Origin of the sequence: Pseudoalteromonas luteoviolacea S2607, assembly GCF_001625575.1 — a bacterium.
Classification (GTDB): domain Bacteria; phylum Pseudomonadota; class Gammaproteobacteria; order Enterobacterales; family Alteromonadaceae; genus Pseudoalteromonas; species Pseudoalteromonas luteoviolacea_E.
Genome location: NZ_AUXV01000056.1, coordinates 35,043 through 49,205 on the forward strand (window position 1 = coordinate 35,043; position 14,163 = coordinate 49,205).

A 14,163-nucleotide genomic window follows, 5' to 3' on the forward strand; every position below is an offset into this window, starting at 1 on the left:
AATATTAAAGGGATGAAATTAATAGAGCCATTTAAGTAAAAAAGATATAAAACTAACGTAGTAATTGCTAACAATAAAAATTGAAAAAAAGTCGCTTTAAATCCCAATTTTATAATAAGTAAGAAATTAATATTTTTTTTAACTAGTTTGGAATGCAAAAAACCAAATAAACAGGTTATGAAAGAAACCATAATTATAGGGAAAAAAGTAAATAGTGCAAACGATACATTTTTAAAAGTGGCTACATCCATGCCTAAAATACACTTAACGCTCGATTAATGGGTAAAAATTGTGGGCTAAAATTGAGCGAAGCGAGTAGCCCGCAAGCTTTTTATCCCAGTTGAATTGCTTGTTAGGTGTTTTCTTCAAAAATATCTATTACATGGCAAGCTTGAAAAGTGACAAGTTGTCCGCAATGCACACAATCGCTGCCAGTAGGATCATTATCTAATTTGCCTTGATAGTAATTAGGATATACGTCTGTGATTTGTACCCACATGCGCTCAACCGAGACTTCATCAGAACCTATAGTCTCTTCCATTCTGAAAATTAGCTTTACCAAATAGCCTACTTTAAGAGATTCCCTGACTTCTTTTTCAGGAATCCAGAATGTGCTCGTGTATTCCTTATTTAACTCTTCTCCATTATCCAATTGATAATGATCTTTTTCATAGGTTGGCAGCACTATCAAAACCCTCGAAACACCTAACAATTTAATATCGACCCAATGGGTCGTTTATCTGATTAGCCCAGTTTTAACATAAATAATAACATGTTGCTACATATCATAATTTTATGGTTCTGTTGTTTTACCAAATATATAATTACGACCTATTGGATCGTTTCCATGACTACAGGGGCAAGTTGCTAGTTAAGGAGCTAAAACGAGGGTTGCGGCTGCCAAATTTTTAATTTAGCCTAATACATCGGCTTTACTTCAAAGCACCGTAAAACATTTTACACCTAACTTCCCACTCCCAATTTGCCAGACTAGCCATGTGATCAACCACATGTGGAAATGGCATGGAAAAACTAAAACAACAACTCATTAACCATGAAGGATACGAGCATAAAGTGTATGTTTGCCCGGGTTGCTACCAATCGATAGGGGTTGGATGATGCAGTAAAAGCCTTAAGTGAAGAGCAGGGCAACTTGTTTTTTATTCCCGATACGCCAACGCCTAATCACGAGTTTTGTAAGCGGTTTAGCGTTGATATGGCAAGGGCGTTATCTAACCATGCGGGTAGTACTTACCAAATACCAAAGTTGGACAAGATTTTAATCCAGCTACGAAACATTAAGATAAGACAGGAGTTTAAGCAGGGCGCTTCAGTCCAAAATTTAGTAAGACGCTATAAGTTGACCAGACAAATGATCAACTTAATAGTGACCTCCGAAGCCGAGGGCGCACCGATTTTAGTTGGCGATGCGCACAAGCAGATGGAGTTGAAGTTGTAGGTTTGTGATCAGCCTTCGTTGTTAGGTGTGGGGGCTGGTTTTATTGATTCTTGAGTATGGCTTATCAGATTTTATTTTCGTGAAGGCGAAAATGTTCGAAAGCAGATTCCAGCATTTTATGGGCTAATAAAGCTTTGCTATAATTGCTAGCGCAGCGAACCAAGCCAAGCGTTATTAGTCCGCGCTGATTTGTTTGTTGTGTGCTGCTTAGTACTCTAGTGCTTTAGAGTATTTATTTCTCCATAGTTGGTCTTGAGCCTTGGCTTTAATTTTTCGATTAATACCTTTTTCAAGAACCTCATCAACGACACTGTTAGGTATAAACAACTCGTGCGACTGAAAAGCCTCTAACTCAACAGGGAAATTGTGTTCAACGCCGTACGATGACGGATAGCAATGCACCCACCCTAAAGAATTGGACCAATTTCTATATTTTATAAAATGAAGTAACTTTTTAAGTATTGATTGCTTCTCAGATTGATACAATAAGACCAAGCCAGCTAAATGAATTTTGTGAGAAGAATGATTCCTTACTATGACGTAAATACCTTCCACATATTCTCCGTCCTTTTCTTCTATCCCATGCAGTAAATCAACCTTAAATTTAGGTGTTGCTTTAGCAATGTTCCAAACAAACACGAGAGTTGAAAGGCAGGCTGCGTAAATTGCTAATATTTCCGTAATCTTCAATGTAGCTCCTTAAAGCACATACCGCCCCAAGCAGCGGTGAGGAACACTGCCGGGCTTTTTGCCCACGAAGTAGGTTAGAAAAAGGCGCGCCAATGTTACGAACCCGACTGACTAGAATTGTTGGCTTCAGTACTCCGAACATCAAGGTACACTATACTATCTGCGACTTTGACTTTCGAAGGTAAGAACGATTTTAAAGTACCATCTTTTAAGCGAACTATAAAATCTCCTAGCCGACCGTCTGGAGAAATTTTAATATCTTCCAAAATATCTCCTCGCACATTTTGGTTTATAGCTACTTTAAGTCCTAATATGCCCTTAACTGATAAGGAATTATCAATAAAATTGACGTTATGAATATTAACATGAAATGAGCTTAATTGCGTTTCCCTTTTAGCCCCAAGCGCCCAGAGAAAATCATTTTTTTTATTTGAGTAGACAAGATCACTTTTTAACTCAATGGATGAAAAAGGCTCAGTTGGAAGGGGAATTGTCTGGCTAATTCTGCCAGCACTAATCAATAATTTATCTGCGCTAATAGGTAGAAGCAGCTCTTGTGTTAACGATTTAGCAGGGAATCTCCCAATTGATTTTGTGCTTCCGTCCGCAAGTATTGCAGTGACTGAGTACGAGGTAGTCTTCGCATCCCATTCAGATCCTGAAACGACTTTATTTTTGAGGCGTAACAATGGCTCAACTGGTTCTTGTTCCAAAAATTCAGTCTCTCTTGGGGCTTTTAAATCTTGAGCGTAAGCACTTGAAATAAATGGAACCCCATTGAACCAAGACACATTTGTGTTGGCCTCTTGCACTCCCGCAACTATATTTGTGATTATTCCTGGAGCACATACTCCTATAATGAATGCTTGTCTAACATTTGTTTCAGAAAATGCATAAGCTAAGATAACACCGATAACAAAAAAGAGTCCTAATCCAAAAAACAGACCGGGTTCTGGAAGAGGTGTCATAGGATCTGTAACATAAGTACTCGCAAGTCTAGACATTGTAGGAATCATGCCACCAACACCAGCTAAAAGTAGGCAATTAAGAGGAGTCCCTGTAGGTTTCTCTTTTGTAGATGTATTCACGATATCCTCCTTTGAAGCGAACAATTTAATATCGACCCAATGGGTCGTTTATCTAATTGGCCCAGTTTTAACATAAATAATAACACCTTGCTACATGTCATTAATTTATGGTCGTGGTGTTTTAGCAAACATATAAAGACGAACCATTTGGTCGTTTCCATCACTACAGAGGTAAGTTGCTAGTTAAGGAGCTGTAAAGCAACGTTCTCAAAAAACGAGGGTTGCAGCTACCAAATTTTTACTTTAGCCTAATATATCGGCTTTACCTCAAAGCCACGTAAAACATTTTACACCTAATTATCCACTCATAATTTGCCAGACTAGCCATGTGATCAACCACATGTGGAAATGGCATGGAAAAACTAAAACAACAACTCATTGGCCATGAAGGATACGAGCATAAAGTGTATGTTTGCCCAGGTGGCTACCAGTCGATAGGCGTTGGCAGAAACCTTGAAAATAGAGGCCTGACTGACGAAGAAATTCATTACCTGCTTAATAACGATATTGCTTATTTTACTGCCCAAGTCGAAAAGCATATAGATACCTCAAAATGTAACCCTGCACGCAAAGCTGTTTTGATAAACATGGCCTTTAACCTTGGCATTCATGGCTTGTTAGCTTTTAAAAAAACCATAGCAGCTGTAGAGCGAGGTAATTGGGATAAAGCGGCTATTGAAATGTTCGATAGCCGCTGGGCTGTGCAAGTAGGCGAGAGAGCTAACCAGTTAACCGAGCAGATGAAGACTGGGGAATGGTATGACGCCTGAACAAGAGAATCAGCTGTTTCAGTCTATCGGCCAGATTCAAGCCACCCAAACATCTATTTTGAATGAAGTCAGGCAGATAAAAACAGACCTCAATGCCCGCGTTGATAAGCTCGAAACACGTGTTGAGAAAATCGAAGACAAGGTAACACACAACCGAATTAAAATTGCATCGATGGGTGGTGGCGCTGGGTTAGTCGTAGCCATAGCTGCTGAAGCGTTAAAACTGGGCGGGGGCTCTTGATGGCACACCCAGAAGATAAAAAAAATGCGGTTAGACACAGCTATGTGAATGAGCTTTTAGCTTTATCGGTTGCGGCGATTAAACACACCGTTGCAGACAGCACTGCGAGACGCTGGAAAAGTGATGCTAAAGCGGCGGGTGATGACTGGGATTTAGCCCGTGCGGCTGCACGCAAAGCAACGGGTCCTGCAGGTGAATTTACCCAAGACTTTATTGAAGAGTTTACCATTCAAACCAATGCCACCTTTGAGCTAATCAAACAAGACGAAGGGCTATCAATTGATGGCCGTATTAAAGCCCTTAATCAACTCAGTGATACATATTCAAAAATCATGAAGCTCAGCGGCGGTAATAAGTCTATTGAAAAGCGTGCTGTTGCCGCCGATGTGCTTAAGAAACTCGCAAGCTTTGTATCTAAATATCACCCTGATTACGCGCAGCAATTAGTCGAGATATTAACCGCGTTTGGTCCTCAACTTAGTAGCATGTTGGACGACTAATGGCTGATATTAGCAACAAAGAGTTTTTAGAAGAACTAGAGCAGATTACGGCTGCGCTACGAATAGATATTGAAGCTAAGCAACGCGATATTGACCCAAGCCCAGAAGCGATTTTAGAGCGAAGACAACGTGTACTAGGCGGTGATTTTGAGTTCTTTGTTTATACATATTTTCCTCATCATATGTGGCTAGATGAAGGTCAAAAGCCTAGTGAGTTCCAGCAGTATTTTATGGACTGGTTTCCCAAGGCCATAGACTTAAACAACTATTGGAAGCATTGGTTTGTTGCCCCGCGTGGTGAAGGTAAATCAACTTTAGCTGTAAAAATCGCGCCCGTATATATAGCGGTTTTAGCGCTACTACAGGATGAAGCCGTATGCGAAGAACTGGGCCTGACAAAGCCCAATATTTACATCGACTTTGTCATTCTATTTGGTGCTGAAGCAAAGATGCCCGCCAAGACACTAGAAGTGGTTAAAACTGAGCTACTGAATAATGGCAACCTTATGTTGGACTTTCCCGAAGTCTGCGCCAAGTCGCCACTCTGGAAAATTGGTGAGTTTGCAACCCTCCAAGGTGTGCGTTTTGAAAGCCGTGGGTCTGAACAATCCGTTCGAGGCGCATTCCACGGTGCAAGCCGTCCTAAGTTACTTTTGTCTGATGACATCATCACCGATAAAGAGGCTAAATCAGCAACCGAAAGGGACAATCGCTGGACATTTTTAGAAGCTGCGGTGCAATACCTAGGCCCGCCAGGTAAAGGGGTTAAGTTTCTTGGTGTAAACACCGTACTAAACAATGACGACCCAATATCCAGAGCTGAGCACGCCGCAGGTCATATAGTGCACCGCTTTAAAGCTATTTCGCAGCTACCAGAAAATATGGAGCTTTGGGAGCAATGCCGAGAGCTAATGCTGTACAAAGACAAACAGTTTGAGAAGCAAGCAGCGAGTAAAGGAAAAGCGGTCGCCCTAGAAGAAAAGCCAAGCTTTAAGTTTTGGATTAAGAACAAAAAGCGCATGTCAAAAGGCGCAAAAACCAGTTGGCCGAGTGTGCGGAGTTTGTATGATTTGATGGCTATGCGAGCCTCAAACAAACGAGAGTTTAACCGTGAGATGCAAGGTATTGCCAAGTCAGACGAAGAGCAGATCTTTTATCGGTTTGAGACTTGGATTAACCGCTTAAATCTATGGACACCCTATGGCGCATGTGACCCAAGCATGGGCAAAACGGCCAGCGCCGACCCAAGTGCTTTGCTTGTAGGTTTTTGGGCCAAAGAGTTAGGTCAATTACACCTTGAATATGAAAGCCGCAAGGTACGCGGCCCAAGCCGCCTTTTGAAAGATTTGATTAAGCTGCAGCTTGAATACAACTGTTTAGTGTGGGGCTTTGAAAACAATAACGCCTTTGACTTTATGCGCCAAACCTACATCAAAGACGCATTAGACCAAGGCGTAGCACTACCGCTTAGAGGTATTACGGCCACCGTGCCACAGGAAGAACGCATCGAGGGCTTAGAGCCTTTTGTGATCAATGAACCTGCTCAAATACTTTTTCATACCCGTCGAAGTCGATTACTTATGGATGAGTTAGAAAACTGGCCCGAGAAACAGAGCAACCACCATTACGATTTAAGCTGTGCACTCACATTGTTATGGATGATTGCGAGCACCGGCGCGGGTGGTATTCCCAAGGTAAGAAGCAAAAAAGTGACCAAATCAATAGGGGGCTATCATGTCTAAACCCCACCTTTCATACAAAGGATATCGCGCACTACAAAAAGCCTTCAGCATGAGCAAAACAGACCCAGCTTTATGGGCCATGATGCGTGAACTACCTAATCCAGATCCTATACTGCGCAAGGCTGGTAAAAGCTCGCTAATATATGACGAGATTGCTCGTGATGCTCATGTAATTGGCGAACTGCGCAGTTTGCGCTCTGGTATGTTCGCATTTAATGCGGAACTTGTGCCAGGCGGTGATGATAGCGCTAGCATGAAAAGCTTTGAGAATGCAAAAAGTTTGACGGCCGCAAACCCTGCTAAAAATACACAGTGGATGGACATCGATTGGCACAACTACAGCGCGATTTTACATGGCTTTGCGGTCACGCATTTAGGCAAGTTTGAGAAAAGCGACAATGCCTGGATACCTAGTACGATTGAGCAATGGCCAGCGGGGCGCTTTGCTTTTAATTCAGATCACGAGCTCCTAGTTAAAACCCGCGAAAACCCCGAAGGCGAACCCATAAATGAAGACCGCTGGACATGTGTTAGGCATATGCCAGAGGCCAAAAACCCATATGGTATTGCGCTTTTAAGTAGCTGCTTTTGGCCTTGGATGTTTAAGCACGGTGGCTTTAAGTTTTTTGTACAGTTGTGTGAGCGCTTTGGTGTGCCTTTTCCCGTTGGGAAATATCCCATAGGCACACAAGACGATAAAATTGGTGAGCTGCTGGAAGGCTTAGCGAAGTTAATAACAGAAGGTATTGCCGTCATACCTGATGATTCGAGTTTAGACATTATCGAAAGCAAAATGTCAGGTGAGCCAGTCCAGTTGCAGCTAATCAATTTATGTAACTCAGAAATGAGTAAAGCGCTGACTTCTCAAACGCTCGCTACAGAGCAAAAAGCCGGTGCCCGTGCAGCCAGTGAGACACACGCTAAACGTGCGGGTGAAAATCAACGCGCTGATAGGGCACTTGTATCTGGCTATCGAAATCAACTACTCGAAACCATCCATAGAGTGAATTTTGATGGCGGCGAGCCGCCCAAATATGTCTGGCGAGACAAAAAAGAAATCAACCTTGAAACGGTTAATGTCATTCGTGAATCAGCCAAAATGGTGCCTGTTTCCAAGGACTACGTTTACAAGACTTTGGGCATTCCAAAACCTCAAAAAGGCGAAGAACTGTTAGAAATAACAGACGATGGGCAAGGCATCGCCAGCGCACCAAAACAGGACTTTTCGAGTGATAAACAGGGCGCTGACATCTCTGTTTTTGACGAGTTTGACCAGGCAACTGATGCCGAAATAAAGCAGATTTTTGAGTTTGCAAAACAAGCAAACAACCTCGACGAACTGAAACAAAACATCCTCAATGAGTTCCCAAATATATCTAATTCAGCCTTAGCAGAAGTCGCCACAAAGGCCCTTGAATTGGAGGTTTTACAAGGAATGAATGAGGCAAATCAACAGGAGATTTAACCTATGAATGCGATACCCGAAGGCTTTTTAAAAGATGGTAAAGGCAATTTAGTTGCACTCGCGAACGTGAAGCAAACTGACCTGATAAAAGACGAATTTGTCAAAAAAGCCATTGAACTTGCAGAAAAACAGCAACAGGAGCTTGCCGATTTTAAGCACCAACAAATGGAAGAAGCAGACGACTTTTTAGAGCTGCTAGCACAAGAGCATGGTGTAAATTTAGGGGGTAAAAAAGGCAATTTAACACTGCGTTCTTTTGACCATTCGTTGTCTGTGAAAATACAAATTCAGGAGCGAATTGAACTGGGTCCTGAGCTACAAATCGCCAAAGAAATGATAGATAAATGCATCAGTGATTGGACCGAAGGTGGCAATCAAAACATCAAAGCCATCGTCAATAAAGTGTTCTCTACTGACAAGCAAGGTACCATCAATCCGCAGCGTATTTTGGGTTTACGTAAGTTAGAAATCCAAGACGAATCCGGTAAATGGCAAAAAGCGATGGACATCATTGCCGAGTCTGTAACCACCATAGATAGCAGTCGATTTATCCGGTTTTATAAGCGAGATGAGCAGGGCGCTGATCAAGCAATCTCTCTAGATATAGCTAAACTCTGATATGTCCGATATCCCTTCCCAGTATGGCCAACTCGTAAAGTTCGACGAGGCCATTTCAAATCTAAAATCAAAAGTTCAAATACCCACGGAGTCTTACAAAGACTTACTTGGCCACATACATGCCCGCGCATTTACCGTTGCCGGAGCAACCAAAGCGGAATTGTTAAACGACTTATATAAAGCTGTACTTGCTGCGAATGAAAATGGTGAGACGATCACTGACTTCAGAGCGCGCTTTGATAAAGCGGTTTCAAAACATGGTTGGTCTTACAATGGAAAACGTGGTTGGCGTACGCAGGTAATTTATCAAAACAATAAAAATACAGCGCGGGCAGCTGGCCGATGGCAACAGCAAGAACGAGTAAAACATCGTAGGCCATATCTTTTATATTTAACTGCAGGTGACTCGCGAGTAAGACCGCAACATAGCGCGTGGAACTACATACTTTTACCAATTGAACATAATTTCTGGCACACGCATTATCCGCCCAATGGCTGGAACTGCAGGTGTAAAGTCGTGAGCTTGAGTAATGCCGACATTAAACGTATGGGTTTAACAATTACACCAGATTCAGCGCTTAAGAATTATCAAAAACCATTTACCGAAGTTGACCCAACAACAGGTGAAGAACTGGAGCGATTGCCAGGCATTGATCTCGGTTGGGATTACAATCCAGGTCTTGCATGGTTGGGTGCAGACAAAGCAACAGGCCAGATGTTAGCGAAACTCGATCACCAAATTAGAAAAGTTGCCACACCGATTTTTAATAACACCATTAATGAAGGACAAAGTTATTTTAAATCTCAAGTTGCGACGATTGCGGCTAAACAGTCACTTGGTAAACCAGAGTCTGGAACAAAATTGACGCTAGGGCACTTGCATCCAAATTTATTTAAAACCGTTTTGGATATCGCGCCCCAAACTAAAAGCACTTTGGTTGTCATCGATGAAGCCATGATAAAAACGGCGATTCAATTAATCGAGTTTGAACAAACTACACAGTTAATGAAGCTAATCCAAACACAAGCCGAATCCACATTTAACCACAGTGTTTTGCTGTATGTGGTAAACGGAATTCTTATCACCATTGAGATTGGCCCAGATATGAATCGAGTTGTCGCAGTTAAACAAGTTGATGTTTAAAGCGTATTTAAAGTCAGTTTAAAGGGCGTTTAAACGTTTTTAAAAATGGCGATTATTAGTTTAATTCTAAACGTATTGTGAGCAGGAATGAGCGCAGAATGATATGGAATGAGCGGGTTTTGTCTAAAAACAAATGTATTTTTGGTTTTTGGGATTTTGGCTCGAAAATTTATGAGGTCCAGTATTTATGGGGCTTTCAGAGGAATCGAAAGTTGAATTTCGTAGTTTGGTTAATTCTAGAAATGAACGACCCCTTACACTAACCATTGAGGTTGCTCCAGATATGAATCGAGTTGTTGTAACGCGCGTTTTGAAACTGGATAAAAAGACATATGAAATTGGACACATTTAATTATTTGCTGTGTCTCTTCAGATATGAAGGATTGAGAATATAAGTATGAACATTTGATAACCTTAGGCTTGCGATCTCTTAGTACAATTTTACAAGCCCTATCTAATAATTCCTTTTCGACTCCCTTTGTTTAATTATCTATATACTGCTTTCTTGCATTAGATTACCCATACTTTTACACTACTCAAAACAAAATCTATACTAAAAAAGGAATGCCATTGATTTACTCATGTCAAAGTTGTAGCAGAACTACATTTCATACGCAATGCTGGCACTGTATCGCTGCGAATGAAGATGAAAGCCCTCAAGAATTAGTACCGTTAAACGCTTCATTTTACAGCGATTTTCACTATGAGTCTAAAGGCTTCGTTAAGGACCTATTTGCGAAGAAAAAAGAGCAAGCGGGGCTTGATGATCTGCTTAAGAGGGTTCTAAAAAAGTACAATCAGCTACGAGAGCCGTATTTTTGTAACTTTGCTTATCTAATGCTCAGTGAGAATAAGTTAAATAACGAATGCGAACGTGAGCAGTCTAGTGACAAGATTTACTCACAGGTAGAACTATTCCAAGAAGTACTAGTTAGAAAAGGTTTTAGTGAACTAAATACGAAACCAGAGTTACTTTATAAACTCTTAGATACAACCCTTTTTCACTCGCGATATCTAAGCTTCAAAAAAGAAATAGAAAGACACTTAAAACCCGATTTAACTAGTACGATGTATTCTTGGATTGAAGAGACTGGCACCGATTTTAGGAATAACATGTGCCTGTTTTTATATACATTATGGGAAAGTAAAGTTTCTTACAAAGAGCTAGACTTTAATGATCGCGCAGAGAAAGATCGAAACCAACAGCTAGTTGAAATCGACACTTTTAGTAAGTTGATTAAGAAAGCTGAAAATATATTTAAGGATATTTTGGTTAGCAGGTTAGATGTAAAACTTTCTAACTTTGATTCTTCTAGTTTCGTGACGGTCCATTCACTAGATGCGATGAATGGCTTTGAGTTTGAGGAATTTCTAGCAAAACTCTTCATTGCGCTAGGCTATGACGTAACAGAAACTAAAAAAACAGGAGATCAAGGAGCGGACCTGTTTGTGGAGAAGTTTGGGAGGAAGGTAGTTATTCAAGCTAAAAACTATTCTGGAAATGTTGGTAATTCGGCTGTACAACAAGCATTATCAGCTAAAACCTTTTACAATTGTGACGATGCAATGGTTGTTACTAACTCATATTTTACTCATTCGGCAAATGAACTTGCTTCTGCCTCAGCCATAAAGCTAGTAGATCGTTCTGAGCTAATGAATTATCTAGATGACTATAATCAATATTTGATCGAGGCACTTTAAAATGCTCTTTGATAAGATGAAATCATCTAAATTCTCCTGAAAAGTATTGAGTTATGCATAATACTGCATAACTCCTACAGCGAACGTCCCTATAGCTGAAACCTAACCTCTTCGTGAATAAAATCAATGTCTCTATTGCAAATTCTGCCCATATAAGCTCATTTTTACCCAACGCCAATAGGAAAGAGGCTATGATGACACACAACATCAACTTCATTTCCATTGGTGTCGGTTATCTTGGTCCCCCCATTTACTGAGTAGATTAAGCTGTTATCGCCCCAATTGTTGCTACTGTACTTGAGGGAAATGGCATTGAACTGCAAATAGAATAACCCATTTTTCTTAATGAGTGACACCGCACTTTTAAAACCAAAATAACCATTAGCAGGTGGTGCGAGCTTAATAGGACTATGGTCGATTTGGCGTCCTTGTATGTTTGATGTTTTCCAGTTTGCATCAATACCCATAGTCTGGACCATGGAATAAACCGCGTAATTTGAGCGGTTTGGGTCAAGCCCAACCTGATTAGTGAGTGATGTCATTAGCCGATTGCCATAATGCACATCATGCGTGCTGCTAGACACTACGTACACACGGTGGCTTTCTATTGCGAAGTTATCAGCCATTTTCGTCATTGCTGCAGGACTTTCATAACAGCATAAAAACAATGCATTTGTGCTTGTGCTGATTTGATTGCTGATGTCATCCACGGTTAACTGCGTGATTGGGGCCCCAGAACTTAGCGTTGCTTCATTGATGATTGAAGCAGTCGCACTGAGGCATTTTTGGTTGAACCTAACAGAGTCATCCGTTGTATTGCATGCCAATAAACCTGCGATACCATGTGGGAAGGATTGTGCAAGAGAGGCGGGTGTTGTCACAACATCAATGCTCGGCACAATGTTAAATTCAGCGGTTAACGTACTAAAGTCGTGATAACAAATGGTTTGCCCCACACTTAAACCTTCAGTGCTGCTTGCAAGCACATAAAAATAATCACCCGTTGAATCAGAGCCAATCGTACACACGCGTAGATTTTTACCTGTCGCAGTGCAAATAAAGAAGGGGTGTGCTTGGCTAAACGTTTGCGTGCCATAGGTCTTAAATAGACTACTTGTCGATGAGTCATCACGAATTAATAGTTGCTCTGGGTCATTGCCTGTTATCGAAACACTGTTTATTTGCGTAGTGCGTGTATATGGCATCCGGCTTTTCCCTCTTAATTGGCCAGAAACCGCTTTATGGACGGCTTTATCAAAGTCACATGAATCACCCACGTTTAAGCGTACATCTTGTATTTGATCTGCATAAATTACATCGTGGTACTTATAGCGATGCAATGCACCAGAGCGCCCACTTTCTAGCGTGCCAGAGTGTTCCTCAATATGTACAAACGTACCAAGGGCGCTTGTTAATGCGTTTAATGTTGCATGACTGGTCGCACAGCCAAATGGATTATGCACTGGGTGAAAAACACCGCGATTCATACGCTGCACAATGGCCACTGGAATGGCGAACACGGTACGCTCGGCATTGGCGAACAGTCCAACATCTTGATTATATTTATCGGATTGAAGTGGGTGGTCGGGTCCAAATGCGAGTGTGTCGGCTTGAATATATTGTGGTGTTTCATTTCCATAGCCCAAATAACGCGATTGCCAGGGCAATGCACCGGTTTCTGTATTATCCCATTGGTCTCCAAAACCTGTGATGGTCATCAATTCAATCGTATCTTGCGCCAATCGCCCATCCGTTAAGCGCCTTATGTTGTTTTTGGGCTCAGCTAAATAAGCACGTTGTGTCGCTGGCGGTAAACTTGACCAAATGTGCTTGTGGTCGTTTACATCACTCCCTAAATAACGACTCCCCCCAAAGCGCAGATTTGCAAAAGGATATACGGTGTCAGAGGTGGTAATACAGTGCGTTCGTTTGACCAAAAGCACAACGTCCTGACGCGTTTTTATGACTTTGCTATTGGGGGTTTCACTGGCAAAGGCCACTTCTGGCGTAGTGTGTTGAATATACGTACTTTGTATTTCATCAAATGTTTGGGTGCCATTGGGGGCAGGCTCAAACACTGCTTTAATATGCGCACTATGATGAGTGGCACTGAGCGTAAATTGCACCCCATCGATGACCACGGTGGCATTGTTACCCAAATAAAGTGCATGTACTTCACTTTCTCGAGTGGCCAAGCCGCTATGCACCACATTATCAGGGTAGGTGCTTATTCCAAAATCGCAGAATCCAGACGCTTTATAAGTATGTTTTCGGTGCAGACGCAGTGCGTCAAATTGGGCCTGTGACATGGCATCAGGGTACGGTGCAATCGCGGTGATGTCGGCTTGCATCTGCTTAAGTGTTTTCACAGTGTGAGGGTGTCCGTCTAGGTCGATAAACTGCACGGTCCCCATATTTGTTTGCCACTCAATCATTGCTTTGTAGTTATCATTGACCATTTTTGAGGCATTATTGAGTGCTAAAACCGCCGTATTAAAATCCCCGGAGGTGGGTAATACTACGCAAGGTACTTGGCTTTGTGTGGCATTGGGCCAGGGCTTGATGAGCTCAATGAAAGTGCCATGTGTTGTGACATACGCCTTGGCGATTTCGATGGGCGCAAAAGCGCCAAGTACCAAAGCATCGCTTGCTCGTATGTTGGCCACACTTTGATTGTCGTTGATTTTGATGATGTTACTGCCGTTTGTGGCATTGGCATTAGATGAACTAAACCAGGTCATGGTG

Annotated in this window: 13 protein-coding genes; 9 read left to right on the forward strand and 4 right to left on the reverse strand. The window is 41.8% G+C overall.

Features of this window, described 5'->3' with window-relative positions; translation table 11 throughout:
- Positions 1-352 precede the first annotated feature (352 nt).
- The gene (locus N480_RS17275) at positions 353-685 is read right to left on the reverse strand and encodes a DUF2314 domain-containing protein (RefSeq protein ID WP_231102279.1); all 333 of its coding nucleotides are present in this window, start codon (positions 683-685) and stop codon (positions 353-355) included.
- A 426-nt stretch (positions 686-1,111) separates the two neighbouring features.
- Here N480_RS17275 and N480_RS17280 point away from each other — a divergent pair, with 426 nt between their 5' ends.
- Positions 1,112-1,459: a Mor transcription activator family protein gene (locus N480_RS17280; protein ID WP_063373693.1), complete on the forward strand. Its 348-nt coding sequence runs from the start codon at positions 1,112-1,114 to the stop codon at positions 1,457-1,459.
- 207 nt (positions 1,460-1,666) lie between these two features.
- On the opposite strand, the gene N480_RS17285 is transcribed toward N480_RS17280, so the two are convergent.
- Together N480_RS17285 and N480_RS17290 are read right to left on the reverse strand one after the other, a co-directional pair.
- Positions 1,667-2,149 carry a hypothetical protein gene (locus N480_RS17285; RefSeq protein WP_063373694.1) on the reverse strand — a complete coding sequence of 161 codons (483 nt, stop codon included), beginning with the start codon at positions 2,147-2,149 and terminating at the stop codon, positions 1,667-1,669.
- Positions 2,150-2,244: 95 nt separating this feature from the next.
- Positions 2,245-3,237, reverse strand: coding sequence for a hypothetical protein (locus N480_RS17290; protein WP_063373695.1), 993 nt, complete (start codon positions 3,235-3,237; stop codon positions 2,245-2,247).
- A 353-nt stretch (positions 3,238-3,590) separates the two neighbouring features.
- Between N480_RS17290 and N480_RS17295 the strand changes: the two genes are divergently transcribed.
- The 8 genes from N480_RS17295 to N480_RS17330 all read left to right on the forward strand — a co-directional run bounded on the left by N480_RS17295 (position 3,591) and on the right by N480_RS17330 (position 11,418).
- Positions 3,591-4,007: a glycoside hydrolase family protein gene (locus N480_RS17295; protein ID WP_063373696.1), complete on the forward strand. Its 417-nt coding sequence runs from the start codon at positions 3,591-3,593 to the stop codon at positions 4,005-4,007.
- Positions 3,997-4,248, forward strand: coding sequence for a hypothetical protein (locus N480_RS17300; protein WP_063365117.1), 252 nt, complete (start codon positions 3,997-3,999; stop codon positions 4,246-4,248). Before N480_RS17295 ends, N480_RS17300 begins: the two co-directional genes overlap by 11 nt.
- Positions 4,248-4,748 (forward strand): DUF1804 family protein, encoded by a 501-nt coding sequence (locus N480_RS17305; RefSeq protein ID WP_063373697.1) that lies wholly within the window; start codon positions 4,248-4,250, stop codon positions 4,746-4,748. Before N480_RS17300 ends, N480_RS17305 begins: the two co-directional genes overlap by 1 nt.
- Positions 4,748-6,490: a hypothetical protein gene (locus N480_RS17310; RefSeq protein WP_063373698.1), complete on the forward strand. Its 1,743-nt coding sequence runs from the start codon at positions 4,748-4,750 to the stop codon at positions 6,488-6,490. The genes N480_RS17305 and N480_RS17310 overlap by 1 nt, the downstream gene beginning before the upstream one ends.
- Positions 6,483-7,955, forward strand: a complete 1,473-nt coding sequence (locus N480_RS17315; RefSeq protein ID WP_063373699.1) for a phage portal protein family protein — start codon at positions 6,483-6,485, stop codon at positions 7,953-7,955. Before N480_RS17310 ends, N480_RS17315 begins: the two co-directional genes overlap by 8 nt.
- A gap of 3 nt (positions 7,956-7,958) precedes the next feature.
- On the forward strand, positions 7,959-8,573 hold the full coding sequence (locus N480_RS17320) for a DUF3164 family protein (RefSeq protein WP_063373700.1): 615 nt from the start codon (positions 7,959-7,961) through the stop codon (positions 8,571-8,573).
- 1 nt (position 8,574) lies between these two features.
- Positions 8,575-9,717: a phage minor head protein gene (locus N480_RS17325; protein ID WP_063373701.1), complete on the forward strand. Its 1,143-nt coding sequence runs from the start codon at positions 8,575-8,577 to the stop codon at positions 9,715-9,717.
- A gap of 570 nt (positions 9,718-10,287) precedes the next feature.
- A complete protein-coding gene (locus tag N480_RS17330; RefSeq protein WP_063373702.1) occupies positions 10,288-11,418 on the forward strand; it encodes a restriction endonuclease in 1,131 nt (376 codons plus the stop codon).
- Between the two features lie 164 nt (positions 11,419-11,582).
- On the opposite strand, the gene N480_RS17335 is transcribed toward N480_RS17330, so the two are convergent.
- A complete protein-coding gene (locus N480_RS17335; protein ID WP_063373703.1) occupies positions 11,583-14,159 on the reverse strand; it encodes a hypothetical protein in 2,577 nt (858 codons plus the stop codon).
- Positions 14,160-14,163: the final 4 nt, after the last annotated feature.

Bases quoted from the DNA above. Each gene is read 5' to 3' on its own strand.
- N480_RS17295 (WP_063373696.1), top strand. From the start codon at position 3,591: ATGGAAAAACTAAAACAACAACTCATTGGCCATGAAGGATACGAGCAT.
- N480_RS17300 (WP_063365117.1), top strand. From the start codon at position 3,997: ATGACGCCTGAACAAGAGAATCAGCTGTTTCAGTCTATCGGCCAGATT.
- N480_RS17305 (WP_063373697.1), top strand. From the start codon at position 4,248: ATGGCACACCCAGAAGATAAAAAAAATGCGGTTAGACACAGCTATGTG.
- N480_RS17310 (WP_063373698.1), top strand. From the start codon at position 4,748: ATGGCTGATATTAGCAACAAAGAGTTTTTAGAAGAACTAGAGCAGATT.
- N480_RS17315 (WP_063373699.1), top strand. From the start codon at position 6,483: ATGTCTAAACCCCACCTTTCATACAAAGGATATCGCGCACTACAAAAA.
- N480_RS17320 (WP_063373700.1), top strand. From the start codon at position 7,959: ATGAATGCGATACCCGAAGGCTTTTTAAAAGATGGTAAAGGCAATTTA.
- N480_RS17325 (WP_063373701.1), top strand. From the start codon at position 8,575: ATGTCCGATATCCCTTCCCAGTATGGCCAACTCGTAAAGTTCGACGAG.
- N480_RS17335 (WP_063373703.1), bottom strand. From the start codon at position 14,159: ATGACCTGGTTTAGTTCATCTAATGCCAATGCCACAAACGGCAGTAAC.